Genomic DNA, 15,313 nt, shown 5'->3' on the forward strand with positions numbered 1-15,313 from the left:
TCGCCAGGCGGCCGCCAGCACGGGCCCGTAGCGGAATAGTTTAGTAATGAGTTGAAAAGACGCTGGCGGAGGAATTCTGAGGATCAGATTATCCTCAACTCTTATCTTTTTCGCCCACTTCCGCCACGACCATCCAGTACAGCACCAGCATGACGACGACAAAAACAATTGTGAAAATCATACCCAATACCGTGCCTCCACCTGCATGAGCCGGCGCAGCAAGAAAGAAAGACAACAAGAGTAAATACAGTTTCATAACGTCCCCTTTGACATTGTGCGGATTTCGGGCCAGACCACGACTGGACGAAACTCTTAATTGGCAGAATCAAAAGTAAACCCGCAGAGGAACAATAAACAGGTACAGAAAGCGTACATTTTTCTATAACAGATCGTTTATTCGCTTGTTATAATCTGATGAAGCTTTGGCCGGAGTAAGCAATGGCGAAATATAAAATTTTAGCCGGGCAAATAAAAGAGCAGATCGAGCGGGGGATCTGGCTGGAACATGAAAAGCTTCCGTCGCTGCGCAAGCAGGCCCGCCAAACAGGTTACAGCCTGATGACCGTGCTCCATGCCTATCAGATGCTCGAAAGTCAGGGTTTGATCAGCTCCCATGAGCGCTCCGGCTTTACAGTTACATCAGCAGCCCGCCCGGCTGATGAGAACAAAGTACAAACAGCGGAAGCGGTGAGCATTAATGATTTTGTTTATGAAGTGCTTCAGGCATACCGCGACCCGCATATGTTCAGCTTAGGGTTTGCTTATCCCGATCCTGCTCTGTATCCCAGGCACCATCTGAATAAGTCCATCGTCGCAGCTGCACAACAAATTTCACTGACCAGTGCGATGGATAACCTGCCACCGGGTAACCCTGAACTCAGACAAATAATTGCCAAACGCTATGCGGCGCGGGGTGTGAATATTTCCCCTGATGAAATTGTTATCACGGCAGGCGCACTTGAAGCACTCAGTCTGAGTTTGCAATCCTGTACCAGGCCGGGTGACTGGGTAGTGATTGAATCTCCGGTGTTTTATGGCGCTATGCAAGCACTGGAACGGCTTGGCTTAAAGGCAATTACAGTAACGGTTTCGCCGCTGAACGGGCTGGATATTGACGCACTCGAGCGGGCTTTTCAAAATCATCCGGTGAAGGCGTGCTGGCTGATGAGCAGCTTTCAGAATCCGGTAGGCTACTCACTTAGTGATGACAAAAAGCAGCAGATTGCGAGGTTACTCAAAACCTATGGGGTAACACTAATCGAAGATGATGTTTATGCTGAATTGTATGCCGGACAGACACCACCGTTGCCTATTAAACATTTTGTCGAAGACGGCTACAGCCTGCTTTGTTCGTCTTTTTCCAAGTCACTGGTAGCAGGCTATCGCATAGGCTGGGTGGCTGCCGGCCATAAGTCGCTGGACATTCAGAAACAACAGCTGATGAGTACACTGGCTACCAGTGCGCCTGTTCAGCTGTCACTGGTTCACTACCTGTCTTCCAAAAACTACGAGTCGCACTTGAAGCAACTTCGTAAGAAACTGATAACCAGAAAAAAAACTATGCAGGCCTGCCTTGAAGCACTTTTACAGGACGTTGCTAAAATTCATTCGCAGGACGGCGGTTATTTTTTATGGATAGAATGCCAGCCTCACGTTAATGCGATGGATATCTATTTTGAAGCATTACGCCTGCACATTACGATTGCCCCCGGAAAGCTGTTCAGCCTGCATGATGAATTTAATCATTGCTTCCGGCTGAACGCCTCGTTGGAACTAAACGGGGCGCGTCGTACGTTACTTAAGAAACTGGCGAGTTATATAATTGATATCACTCAGTCAGGGAAATAGCTGCTAAGAAGCAACCTTCCTATAGGTACTTATATTCTCAGTAAAACGCCGGTAAAAGGGAACGTAAAAACCTAGCTTACAATTAAACCAAGAGGACCGAGCAGGGATTCCTGCTGCCAATCACAAATTTTCACGCCAGTTAAATCTATTCTGCGGATGTCGAGTCCATGTAAGTCCACATGCCGGAGATCACAGTTTTTCAAGCTGAACGTGCCCCAGTGGTCTGAAGAAAAATCGCCACGGCTGAGATCTGCGTCATCCATACTCACGCCGCTGAGGTTCGCGCCGCGCCAGATGTTTTCTGATAATTCGCACTTCTCAAGCAGCTGTCCTTCGAAATCCGCATAACTCAAATTACAACCGGTTATCACTACAGAGCAAAAGAAAGACTTCGTAGTGATAAAGTTCGCAAAAGAAGCTTGTCTGAAATCAGCACCTTTTAAATCACAATCTCTGAATTCAGCACCAAATCCGTCGGCACCACGGAAACTGGCCAGTGCCAGACGACAATTACGGAAGCTGGTATCGCGAATGTCAGCAAAAGAAAAGTTGCAACCTTTTTCGCCGTCTGAAGTGGTAAAGGCACAACCTGATAATTCTGCGCCTGACAATTTTGCGCGGGTAAAGTCGCAATCGATAAACCGGCAATTTTCGAATTTTACAGCTTCGAGATCTTCATCAAAATGTTTTCCCTCAAACTGCTCGCCTTTGTAATGCATATTAAAACTCCACGAATATTTCTTTGCCAGGTAACCATGAATCCGCAACAAGCGAGAGAACAGCCCTGTTTTCAGCCAACGTCAGGCACAATCACATAGGTGAAGCGCCTGAATGTCAATACGAAGTTAGTAGCAGGCTCATTTTCAATCCATAAAAAAACCGCACCTGCTCAACTATCAGGTGCGGTTTCAACGGTTGTTACAACTTCAATCAGAAGCTATAACGGGCACTCAGTACAAAACGTCTGTCCAGTTCCTGAACAAAGAACGTGTTGTTTTGTGTACGGCCATACTGACGCTGACCTTCTTCCAGCAAGTTGATGACATCGAGGCTCATGGTGAAGTCATCTGTGAAGTCGTAACTGACGTTCAAATCTAACTGCTTGTATTCATCAATGAACAGCGGGTTACGCTGTGACGATACAGAACGGTTAACTTCTGCCAGGAACGCGTCACGCCAGTTGTAAGCGATACGGGTAGACAGGCCATTCTTCTCGTAAATTAATACGAGGTTAGCACTGTCACTTAAGCCTTCCAGAGCGAACTGCTCGATAGCTGGGCTCGCACCTACATCGTAACCGATATCACCGTCTACGATGGTGAAGTTAGCCTGGTAACCGAAGCCACTGTCGCCAAAGAAATGCTGCCATGCGAACTCGTAACCTGAGATACGTGCACTCTGGTTGTTCACAGGTTGAGTCACCTCAAACTGCATTTCCGGGTCACCGGCTTGCGGCTCGACGTTATTTGACGCAAATACTGCATCAGCGAATGCTTGACCTTCTTCGAACTCATCAGCACCACCCGGGAAATTATCCGGGTTGGTTAACAGAGCTGTCATGGTAAAGAAGTTACGCTCTGTCACTTCTACACCACGGGCTTCAAGTTCAGCAATCGCTTCAGCAGATACCGTACCGGCTGCACCGGAAGTAGGGTCAAGCAGACCGAACAGACCTTGAGAAACCTGCTGCGTACCTACGAAGTTGTCTACGTCTTTACGGTAGTAACCCACAGACACCATAGACGCATCACCGTAGTAATACTCTAATGACAGGTCGAAGTTATTTGATTCCAGCGGATCCAGCGCGGCGTTTCCACGGCTACCGGAACCCTGGCCACCTAAATAGGTAGGACGACCCGGCGCCCCCACTGTGGTAGCAGTGTACATCTGGTTGTAGGCCGGACGGGCCAGCGTCATGCTGTAAGAAGCACGGGCTTTTAAATCGTCTGTCAGGTTGATCGAGAAGTCAATATTCGGCAGGAACGCTTCATAAGAGTGTTTCTGCGACAGTGCCTGTGTTTCGTCACCTAGTACAGTACGGAAGTCGTTGTCTGATACCCAGTTGATTTGCAGTGGGACGGTTTGTAAAGAAATCGACTCGACGTCTGTTTTTTCATAGCGTGCACCAACTACCAGGTTAGTCTCGAAACCACCCAGTTCGCCGTCCATTGACGCCATACCGTATAAAGACAGAATGTCTTCTTTCACTGTGTTATCAGCTGAAGAAATCGCATTGAACGTATCCAGAGTGTAACCGTACATAGGCGCGATGCTGTTAACCAGCTCTACTGCATTACCCTTGAACGACACGCTACCCAACGGAATAGTTGATGAGCCGGCCGGAACAGCCATGGCGTCAGCACCAGCTACGCCAGTGATATTCGTGTCTTCAAACGCACAGGCAGTACAAGTGACTTCCAGCAGACCTTCCGGAATATTACCTACATCAGCGACACCCCAGCCACCAAGCTGCGCTTCGGATTCGAAGCGGTTCTGGTTCATCTCGGTTGAAATATAGCCAACACCAAAGTCGATTTTCACGTCTGCGCCCTGATCCCAGGTACCGTCAAAACGGACCTGATCAACAGTTTGCTTCTGATTGGATTCAATGGCGCGTGCAACCTGAGGGCCTACATCCGGCATATCGAAAATACCGTTATCGTTACCCTTAATGGAGTCGTCTACCACGATACTCACTTGCGGGAACCCTGAAGACATATCAACTGTCTGCCAGCCTGCAGTTGCACCGGCAACGTTCATTCGCACAACGTTTTTACCGGAAGGGCCGTCACCACCACTTTTTGCTTCTGATGACGCAACGTCAAAGCGCAGGTTTAGTTCATCAGACACCCACCAGTTCGCATTTAAGCCGAAGGAGTGCAATTCATCTTTCGCGGCCAGCGCCAGGTTCTGGAAGAAAAAGTCTTTACCGCCGTCGATGTCTTCGCTGAAACGGATAGGTGTGGCAACAACAGGGTTACCATCGAACTCCATATCAGTGAACTGACGGGCAAACCAGACACCGTCTGTGATAGACGTGGCCTCCATGGTGTTGCTTGCGTACGTCGCATCAGCAGTAATGGTTAACGTATCTGACGGTGCATATTGCAACGTAACCATGCCGTTTAAACGCTCACGGTTGTTTTCGTTAACACCGTAACCTACGTTAGTTGGCATCGCTACCAGCTGACCTTCTTCCGGTGGATTGGTCACATTCGCACCATCGACCAGACCAAAGGTACCCGGTGAAGTGGAATCCCAGTTAAACAGCTGATACTGAGACACGTTCATCACGCGGCTACCGGAATTACGTTCCTGATAAGAACCAAATACTGCTACACCCAGGGTATTGTCGTCGTTAGACCAGTTACCCATACCACTCAGTTCCGGCGTTACGCCATCACCACTTTCGTCTTTCATTGCCTTAGCACCGAAAGACATGCGGTTTTCACCCTGAGACAGTGGTTTAATGGTGTTAATGTTAATTGTTGCACCGATACCACCTGACGGTACTGCTGCACGGCCGGTTTTGTATACTTCAATACCGCTTACACCTTCAGAGGCAAGGTTAGAGAAGTCGAATGAACGGGTAGAGCCGGAGGCCCCCTGGTCATCTGAGTTACCGGTAATTGATGCTACGTTTGCAGCCGGCATCTGACGGCCGTTTAACGTGATTAAGTTGAAGTTACCACCAAAACCACGCACGGTAACTTCAGAACCTTCACCGTTTACACGGTTAATTGATACACCGGTAATCCGTTGAAGTGATTCTGCCAGGTTAGTATCAGGGAATTTACCCATGTCTTCTGCCGAAATGGCATCAACAACACCTGATGACTGACGCTTCACGTTCATAGATTGAGACAGTGATCCCCTAACACCACGGACTTCAATCTGTTCCATTTCTTCAGGCGCTTGCTGAGCAAAGGCCTGAGACGCAACCACAACGCTTAGAGTACCTGCCACCGCGCATGACAGTTTTGATTTTTTAAACATTATTTGGTTTCCAATTGAGTTTTTGTGACACAAATGAAATGCATGTCCCTTACTGAGCGCCCCGTGATATCGATGTCATCATGGTTTCACGCTTTGGCTCTCAGACCCCATCACACATTTCGCGTATCGGGCTATTTCTCTCTTTATCGCCCTTTTTGTTGCATTAAACGGCTTAAAGGTTAATTTAATGTAACAGGTAGGTTATATATTAAACATGCGTTTGATTGCAAGCATTTTGTAAAGGCGCTTAACAAATGATATCGATAGCCAATTTTATTTTTAGGGAGAAAAAGCCGGAAGGAGATATGGCGGACAACATGTCCGCCAGGAATGAGAATTGATTGAGTTAATGGTTTCGAAATTACGAGGATACAGTCAGTTTGATGATACCTTCGTATTTACCTGGCTTGACTGGCGTAACTTTTCCGTCAACAGTCATTGTTAACTTACCGTTTTTAGCTTTCATTTCCGCGCCTTCTGCAATAGTCAGGGAGGTGATAATACTCTCCCCTGTTACCAGCCAAACTCCCGTGTCTTCAAGCACAACTTCGATATCGTTGACACCATTGAAAAAAGGCTTGTTTTTAACATGTCCGAGATAATAGTACTCAGCATCAGTGAATTGAGTGTTCTGGTCCCCATGTTCATCGATATGAATAGCGCTCGTACTACTGATAGCACCAATGATGATGGACCTGTTACCCATAGTAACTGTGAGTTTATCGCCTGGTTGGTTTCCAAAATAACCTGTCGCGTTGTAAAGGTCACCTTCAAGCTTAATGCCTTCTGCTTTTAACGTCACATTGGCGCGTTTTTCATCAGTCACAGACTCAAGTGAATAATCGATACCGGGATAGCCAGCTTTCTCGGTGAACGTAGTATTAAAGTGAAGTGCAACCTGAGACTTAGGATCGATACCCACCAGCATGTCATCGTTGTCCATCATTTGAAGTAATACCCCGTTACCCGGAGTGAGTTCAGACCGATCTTTTACTGTTATATCAACATTACCGTCTTTAAGCAGGAAGGTACTTTTGCCGGTCTTCACTTCTGTACCTTCGGCTATCACCAATTTGCCATCGCCATGAGACATCCAGCCAAAATTGTCTGAATAGATGTAAGACTTTTTACCTTTCCCGGTGATCTTTGAAAACGCGGGCGTTTCATCAATCTGAATATCAAATACCTGTTGTTCGTTGCCGAAAAAATCAATGAATGTTTCACCCGTTGGAATTTGTAAACGGGGATAGATATTTAATGGCTCGTCAAACGTCGAGTCACCGTAGTAAGCCTCACCTTCCCGCACAATTCCACCGTAGGTACCGGCGTGAATGGTTACACCGTAATAGAAGTGCTCAGATCCCAGAATATAACTGCCATAACCGCTGCCATAACGGGTACTAAAGAGGTCTTTTTCACCATTTAATGTCAATGAGGAATCTACAATAGTCATCAACATTGCAGCGCCCATATCAGTAGACAACACCCCCCAGTTTGCAGCTTCGGCTTCACTACGCACCATGGTAAACGTCGTACGGTTTCCCATCATGTTAGTGCCACGTGCGCTACCTTTGATACCCAACACCCAGGGAGGAGCAAGCATCGCAGAGAAGTCAGCCGAGTTAGGGTACCCTTCATAAAGTTCCCCACCATCTACTTTGAATGTTGAGTCTGTGATCAATAAGTCTGCATCTTCATATGCATACAGGGCCAGACGTGCCACACCCGACACATCAATGTTGCTGTTTGAGATAGCCAACCGGGCGCCGTTATAAGCTGCAAATGCTGCACCATAGCCGGAAAAATCGCTGTTATCACTGCCATCGGCATCAGAGCGGAAATCAACGTTTGCACCGTCAACACGATAACTCACGTTGCCATCGACCATCACACCATTGAAATTTCCGCTATCAGATACCAATGTGATATCTTTCGCCTCCGACGCAGAATATTCGCCGCCCTGAATGGCTTGAATGACTGAACGTTTTTCATCAATCCCTTTCCCGGTAATTAGCAAAGCTGTGCGAAAATTGTCGACTCCCCGGTCATTTTTACCAGTCGGGCTTTGGTAGAACTTATCGGTAATGACCAGTTCCACATTATTATATTTACCCGGCAACATAGCGGTTTCCTTGCCATCAACCAACATCGTAACGGATTTGCCAGGTCGCTGAATGGCCGCGCCTTTTTCCAGAATGAGTGTGTTAACGCGAGTATCCTGGAAAATCTTCCACGGCTCGCCGGCCTTCACGTGCTGCTCATTTACTGAAACATCGAAAGCGTGTGTCGCTCCCGCGAAAGCAATAAGGGTCGCTAAACAGGTTTTTCTAAAAACTGAAGGTAGAGTCATACATATTTCCTGATAAATTAAATAGTTTCGATTATGAGATTGCCGCCAGAGGGCTGACTGATTTTCCCGGGCTTCAGATGAGATGAACGAATAGTTACCGTTACTCCCGGGTTGGTTTGTATTTGCTTGAGGCCCATTGCATTGTCCACCTCAATAACGCTGTTACCTGTTGCATGCCAGGCGCTCGTTTCATCAATGCTCAATGTCACATTGGATAACGCACCATTTAGTACCGATCGTTTATTCAATGAAACTACGAGTCCTCTTTCGCTGTCCTGATTGACGACATCACCCGATAGCTTGCTGTTTTCAATCGACAGAGCTGTTCCGGGTACGCGGGCTCCGTTTACCTGGGTACGGAATTTGTCCTCATTGACTTCGGCCAACAAAAGCACACCAGATTCAGACACAATAGAGGTGTTTTTTAAGGTGATGACTGCGTTCGCGCTTTTCACCCAAAATGCAGCATCTTCTGCATTGTGTTTCCCGCCATCAACAACTAACCGCCCTTTTTCCTGCGGATTGCCCATGACTGAGTGAATCATGACTACGTTGCGACCCGAGCTGGATTCGCTATTAAAAAAGGCCATTTCAGCCTCTCCCGCAATCACGCCAGCGTACGTTGCCACATCAAATACAGTACGGTTTGCCACCACTTTTGCACCAAAATCTGCATAGGCGCCATATCCGCTATTATTAACAGTGACCTGACTGTCGTTCACTTCAAGGTAAGCTTCTCCGCCAGCGGCATCCGTAGACAATGCACCCCACCCATCAGCAATGAATTCACAGTTGTAGAAATAGCTCCGGGCATTACTCATGGTAAGCAATGTTCTGGCGGTACCGGTAATACCCAGCGGGGCCGGAGGCTCTTTCATACCGGGACCAATGACCGGCACGTAATCTTCAGGCAGCTGTCCGCCATGAGAAACGAACTTACTATTAAACCCTTTAAGCGTTGCACGCTCCGCAGCCACAAGTGCACTGGATACCACACCCGACGTTATAATTTCACTGTCATACACATAAGCCACGCCACCGGTAACAAGTAAGCCCGCCCCTTTGCCCAGAAAGTCGTTGCTGCCGTCTCCACTCAGGTTGACAGATGTATCGCTGATTTTGACTAATGCGCCCGGCTCCTCAATGATGATGGCATTGAAGTCATCTTCATGTGATTTTAGCGTTAGTCCATTGATTGCAGATTTGCCTACTTCACCGCTAACAGTTACTTCTGCAGTTTCGCTTCTTTGAACCGCTTCACCTGCGATTGTTATATAGCTTTTATACTGCGTGTCTTGAATACGCGGCATGGCCGGTGGAGGGCCAGGAGGCCCGTTTGGCGACTGTTGCGCCAGGGCACTTCCTATCATCACGACGCCTGCCAGCAGCGCGAAAGCGCTACTGGCAGATTGCTTGAGCTTACTACCCGTTAAAGTATTCATCTTCGTTCCTGAAAAATTTAAAAGCGATAGTTTAGTGACACACCAGTAGTTCTTGGTGCTCCGCCGACCACATACCCTGTGAAGAAACCAGTCTTGACAGCTTCATCAGTAAAGTTTTTCACATAGCCTGAAACACTTAGTTTATCTTGTGCATCATGCCAGGTTACGGTTATATCTCCTGTGAAGTAATCACCTTGCAAGGCAATATCCTGATTGCTTGGAGCAACGTATTGCTCAGTGACGTACCTCATTTCGATTCTGGGGATCAACAGCCAGCCACCGTTACCTTCATAAATGTATTCGTAACCTGCTTTGATAGTCAGATCCGGTGAATGTGGTAGCCGTTCCCCCTTAAAGTTAATCGCATTGGCCCCTAACCCGTCACATTCTGCGTCTGCCGCGCCGGTGTACCCGCTTGGATTAAGACAAAGGTCTGACTCAATTTCAGAGTTTAAGTAAGCGAGAGAGAAGTTGATTCGGTGGGCGTCAGAGGGAATTGCCAACATTTCCAGTTCAGCTCCCCAGTTCACCGCGTCAGCATTGTAGAAACTTAGATTAGGTCCCGTGGCTGTGATAAAGAAATCAACGATTTGGAAATCGGAATAATCGTAATAGAACGAACTGGCATTAAGCTGTAATGCACCATCCCATAGTCTGGATTTGATACCTGCCTCATAGGATAAAAGCTCCTCGGGGATGATGGTATTACCGTCAAACGGATTTACGCCACCGGGACGGAAACCGGTTGCAGCCTGTACATAGACCAGTGCATTATCAGAAAGGTCATGCTCAAGTCCCAGCTTCCAGTCGAAAAAGTTATCGTCCCTCGTACCTGCGTACCCATAAATTGGAGCTGGCGCAGTTCCTTCTGATTCTCTCTCGTCCCAGGTATAGCGCGCACCTGCAGTTATCCTCCAGTCTTCTGCGACAGGGAAGGTTACCTGACCAAACAACGCATCGGAATCACCACTGGTAAAACTTGAATCTTCAACACCACTGGTTGTACCGTCTGCATATAATTCCTCGGCGACCAGGCTCTGCTCATAATCGTAATGGAAAAAACCCACAATCCATTCAATGTCTTCGCCAGGAAGACTGCCATAGCGCACCTCCAGAGCATTTTGTTCTACATTTTTAGGATCGTAACCGGCAGTCCCCCTCCCGGCAAAAATTGCCTCATTCGTACCATCTCCAGTCTGATATGAAGGCAGAATAGTGAGTTGTCCGGGCCCCACATTCCATTGCAACTTGGCATAATACTTATCCGACGTATAATCCTGCCCATCACCAATTCCCGAATCATCAGTGGTGTAGTAGTCACCACTCTCCCAGTAGGCACTTTCAGTGGCACCCGCTCCCATGCCATCCAGATGGATTCTGTCGTAACCCAACAGTAAGCTGAAATCGTCACTCGGCTGATATAGCGCCTTGATTCGCTGACCATCACCTTCTAAATCGTTATGCCCGTTTGATAAAAAGCCATCTCGTTTTACGATAGTACCCGCCACACGCACCGCAAAATCTTCAGACACCGGTATATTGACGGCCCCCTCTCCCCGGCGAAAATTGTAGTCGCCGGCGCTTACTCCAACATGACCACCAAACTCCCCTAATATCGGAGAGTGTGATATAAAGTTAATCACCCCGGCTGTAGCGTTTCTTCCATAAAGTGTCCCCTGGGGGCCGCGCATGACTTCGACACGTTCTAAATCATAAAACCCTAGCTGACCAGCTTCCGCACGAATGGAGTACACCTCATCGTAATTGGTAGATACCGAACTTTCGCCAACACCCGGGGGTAAATCGGAGCCCAGGCCGCGAATAGCAAACACTTTACCTCTGGCTGCTCCCTGCACTTCGACCCCTGCTACATTGGCAAGCACGTCATCTGCTGACACGCGGGCAGCCTGAGCCAGACGCTCGCCATCCACTACAGAAATAGCAGCAGGGACTTTTTGCAGAGGTTTGTTCGTTTTCGAAGATGTAACCATAATTATTTCGAGGTCTTCTTTTTGTTCTGCAGATTCTTGCGCTGTGGCGGTTGCACAAGTTGCAGATAAAACCGAAATAGCTACAGCACTCAGAAAGAAGCGATATTGCTGTTTTTTCATCTCAGACGTTCCTTTATTTATTCGAAGATCACTGACGCAGAATGATTAAAATTAAACCACTGCACATATGTATTTTTTTATTTAATTATTTGTTAATAACCGCATTTTTATTTTGCTAAATTGAAACGAAATTTAGAATTCGAATTAACAAATAGAGAGATTTTGCGGAACGAATAAAGGGGGTTGATAAAATAGAAATAGAAAAGGGCGACCTTTTATTGAGATCGCCCAAGGTAAAGTTAATTTTACTTGCTAGTGAGGAGAACCCAGTGACCGTGTTTTCCCATCAGATGTATATGTAAAATCCAAATAAGATACCGTTAGCTTTTTAATTTTCCCGAGATGATTAATTTTATAAATAATGGACCCGTAGTAATCAAAGGCATCACCTTTTTTAATCTTACCGAACGGTGAATTTTCATCATCCCGGATAACGGTAAAATGAGCATGCAGATCAACAGCAAGGGTATCGCCGTCAAAAACAAATTCATTCACAGTTAAGTCTTCTTTCATCAATGACCAAAGGCCGTGATAGTGTTTTTTTACCGCGGGTATACCTTCTAATACCAGGCCTCCATTTATATACACAATATCATCAGAAAAATAAGCTTCGAATGCCTGAGGGTTTTTCTCATTGAACAGTTTTATGTAATGCATATAACTGGCTTTGTTTCTTATACCGAACGTAGGTAAATCTTCGTCATTAATCGTTTCCATAGCACTGGCAGAAACAGGAAACATTGAGAATACTGCCAGAAAAAATACTACTTTAATTTTATTAAACATTATTACTTCCTTTATATTATCGAGTCTGATCACGCGCCATTTTTAATGGCAGAGTTAATACCACTATTCTTTTTTGGTAGCGTTACTATAGAGATAACAAACATGGCCAGCGCTACTCCGGCAAAAACTCTAAAGCTTTCAAGGTGACTACCATTTGCCAGGTTCGCGAGCACCCAGGCAAAAACGAGCGTTGTTACGAACTGGCCGGTGGCAAACGTGGATTGCCAAATACCAGCGCCCCGCGCCCGAACAGCATGACTCAGCGGTTTAACGGCCCAGGTAAGCATGGTGGGAAGCAGCATGCCGGCGCCAAACTGGTTCAGGAACCCGGCAGCTACGAAAATTTTGTAGTCAGGTGCACTGGCCATCGAGAAGAAACCCAGCGCCAGAATGCCAAATTCGAGTGCGATAAGATTTTTAAGACCCAGCCACTGATGTATGTAACGATATGCAATTGCTCCCATAGGCACGCCGATACTGGCGAATGACAGTAACCACCCGGTGATAGCTGAGTTATCTATATCGAACTCACCCAGAGCTGCAGCCATTTGAAATTGAAGCAGGTAAAAAAGAATACCGCCGATTAAAGTAAAACCGCACACTGTGCCCATGTGCCCCCAAGGAAACCTATTTACATGCTTAGTAACGCGGGCTTCAGATTGGACTTCCTCATCTGACTGAGAGCCAGTTTCCCACGTAAACAAAATAGTCATTACCGCTAATGGCAAACTAAGCGCGTACAGTGCGAAAGGTCCTTTCCAACCATAGGTGGCACCAAGATATCCTGCGAGAGGAAACAGACACATAGCAGTGAGAGAGGCAACGGCAGCCTGACTTCCTAACCATTTATTCCTGTCATCGCCCTTGAAATAGTCCCCGATTAACGTTGTGGAACACGTCATCAAAAAGGCTTCACAGACTCCAACCAGTAACCTGGAGCCAAAAACCATCCAGTAACTATCAAGAAATAAGGGAGATACGCCACAAACCGCGTAAACAAACATACTCGCAATCAGCAATTGACGGCGTCCGACTTTATCAGCGATATAACCGGCCAGAGGAGCACCGAGTGCGATGCACAACGCTGGCAGAGAAAGAAGTAGAGGTACCCAATAGTTTGCATTTTCCATATGCCCAAATGCCTGCATGAGCTGCGGCACGATAGGAGCGAGAAGCACGGAACCCATGGTACTGAGGGTAATAGGTAATATTAGCACGATGCCCTGAAGGGTACCGGCTCTGCGATCTTTAATCATGGATTTGCCTTTTGTAGCTTTAAGTTATTAATTACCAGCCAGTCGGAAAAATGCGCGACAGTATTCTGCAATAGCATTTGAGCAGGCGAACTATTCAGGACAAGACTAACTGCAGTATCAGTGTGCCGACAAATTCGCCTTACGAATAAGGTTCATATAAATAACAAATTGATAACAAATAAAGCCGAAAGAACAGAATATTTACAATACTGATAATGTCATTCCGAACAATCGATAGGGTCTTAATTGTGTTTGTAAGATTCGATGAGTAATCATAGTGCAGATAACTACTGACTAATTAGCCACGACACGCACAAATCGCTGTCGATACAGGAGCACGACATGTTTGAACCGTTCAAAGGAAATTACGTCTGGAATCTTCAGGTTAATCTCGCCCTTGCATGCGGAGGGAATCACGGCGAAGTAGATGCCGCCTGTCGCCCTATTTTTGAGGCCGCCGCCAACGGTGAAGATGCGGGTACAGAGTTACTTTTTGACAGCTGGATTGCCGTCGCAAAGCAAGTAGAAGAGAACGCCCGCAAAGATGAAGAACAAGGCTATTTTTTGTCTGCCGGAACAAAGTACGCCCGTGCATCCGGTTACTATCTGTCTGCCGAACGCATGCAATCCAGAGATTATGCTCCGCGTTGGGAAGCCTACGACAAAGGCCTGGCGCTTTACCGTAAACACGTAGAGTGCAGCGGTTTGCATGTGGATTTTTTGGATATTCCTTATGAAGGCACGTCTTACCCCGCTATTTTCGTTCACGATGGCAGCGGCATTAAGCGCCCGGCGCTGGTTTCGGTAAATGGCCTGGACTCAATGAAAGAACAGGTGAACATGGCCGGTCATGGTAAATCTAACCTGGACCGGGGCATGTACACTTTGTTTGTCGATCAACCAGGTACCGGTGAAGCACTGCGTAAACGTGGCCTGACTGCAGTGTACGATACAGAAAAATGGGCAACACCGGCATTCGACTATCTGGCATCCCGTGATGATGTGGATGAGAATCGAATAGGTATTTTTGGCCTTTCTCTGGGTGGCTATTATGCGCCACGCGCGGCTGCGAACGAACCCCGATTTGCACTGTGCGCAGTAATGGGCGCTAACCATGTTTGGGGCCAGAGACAAAAAGAGCGTATGGAGCGTGAAGGCGAGAATCCGGTGCCACACTACTGGGATCATGTACTGTGGGTATGGGGGAAGGAAAACCTTGATGACTTTATGGCCTATATGCCAAAAGTCACTTTGGATGGCCAGATCGAAAAAATGAAAATGCCGTTTCTTATTACGCATGGTGAAGGTGATCGCCAGATACCAGTAAGCAACGCTTATCGATCCTACGAGCAGGCAGTATATTCAGTTAACCGTCATCTGCGAATATTCACAACCAAAGACTTTGAAATAGAACACTGTGGCGCAGACAACGGCACCGGTATGCGGGATTATGTTGCCGACTGGTGCGCAGCGGAATTTGAGAAAATGAAGTAACTTCTTTTAAACTGAGCATCAAAAAGCACA

10 protein-coding genes are annotated in these 15,313 nt (G+C 47.0%); 2 read left to right on the forward strand and 8 right to left on the reverse strand.

The window, feature by feature from the left end; genetic code table 11:
* Positions 1–94: 94 nt before the first annotated feature.
* Positions 95–256 carry a hypothetical protein gene (locus tag ACXAGC_RS08140; protein WP_474843954.1) on the reverse strand — a complete coding sequence of 54 codons (162 nt, stop codon included), beginning with the start codon at positions 254–256 and terminating at the stop codon, positions 95–97.
* A 182-nt stretch (positions 257–438) separates the two neighbouring features.
* Here ACXAGC_RS08140 and ACXAGC_RS08145 point away from each other — a divergent pair, with 182 nt between their 5' ends.
* Positions 439–1,848 (forward strand): aminotransferase-like domain-containing protein, encoded by a 1,410-nt coding sequence (locus tag ACXAGC_RS08145; RefSeq protein ID WP_474843955.1) that lies wholly within the window; start codon positions 439–441, stop codon positions 1,846–1,848.
* 71 nt (positions 1,849–1,919) lie between these two features.
* On the opposite strand, the gene ACXAGC_RS08150 is transcribed toward ACXAGC_RS08145, so the two are convergent.
* From ACXAGC_RS08150 to ACXAGC_RS08180, 7 genes are all read right to left on the reverse strand, one after another.
* Positions 1,920–2,567, reverse strand: a complete 648-nt coding sequence (locus ACXAGC_RS08150; protein WP_474843956.1) for a Qnr family pentapeptide repeat protein — start codon at positions 2,565–2,567, stop codon at positions 1,920–1,922.
* A gap of 211 nt (positions 2,568–2,778) precedes the next feature.
* Complete coding sequence (locus tag ACXAGC_RS08155) at positions 2,779–5,844, reverse strand: TonB-dependent receptor (RefSeq protein WP_474843957.1); 3,066 nt, start codon at positions 5,842–5,844, stop codon at positions 2,779–2,781.
* 361 nt (positions 5,845–6,205) lie between these two features.
* The gene (locus ACXAGC_RS08160; protein ID WP_474843958.1) at positions 6,206–8,194 is read right to left on the reverse strand and encodes a hypothetical protein; all 1,989 of its coding nucleotides are present in this window, start codon (positions 8,192–8,194) and stop codon (positions 6,206–6,208) included.
* A 17-nt stretch (positions 8,195–8,211) separates the two neighbouring features.
* The gene (locus ACXAGC_RS08165; RefSeq protein ID WP_474843959.1) at positions 8,212–9,636 is read right to left on the reverse strand and encodes a hypothetical protein; all 1,425 of its coding nucleotides are present in this window, start codon (positions 9,634–9,636) and stop codon (positions 8,212–8,214) included.
* 17 nt (positions 9,637–9,653) lie between these two features.
* The gene (locus tag ACXAGC_RS08170) at positions 9,654–11,747 is read right to left on the reverse strand and encodes a TonB-dependent receptor (protein ID WP_474843960.1); all 2,094 of its coding nucleotides are present in this window, start codon (positions 11,745–11,747) and stop codon (positions 9,654–9,656) included.
* A 252-nt stretch (positions 11,748–11,999) separates the two neighbouring features.
* On the reverse strand, positions 12,000–12,533 hold the full coding sequence (locus ACXAGC_RS08175; protein WP_474843961.1) for a nuclear transport factor 2 family protein: 534 nt from the start codon (positions 12,531–12,533) through the stop codon (positions 12,000–12,002).
* 29 nt (positions 12,534–12,562) lie between these two features.
* Positions 12,563–13,789: an MFS transporter gene (locus ACXAGC_RS08180; protein ID WP_474843962.1), complete on the reverse strand. Its 1,227-nt coding sequence runs from the start codon at positions 13,787–13,789 to the stop codon at positions 12,563–12,565.
* A gap of 342 nt (positions 13,790–14,131) precedes the next feature.
* Between ACXAGC_RS08180 and ACXAGC_RS08185 the strand changes: the two genes are divergently transcribed.
* Complete coding sequence (locus ACXAGC_RS08185) at positions 14,132–15,283, forward strand: alpha/beta hydrolase family protein (protein ID WP_474843963.1); 1,152 nt, start codon at positions 14,132–14,134, stop codon at positions 15,281–15,283.
* Positions 15,284–15,313: the final 30 nt, after the last annotated feature.

The sequence above is a fragment of the Alteromonas sp. AWJ4_197 genome (assembly GCF_056160285.1).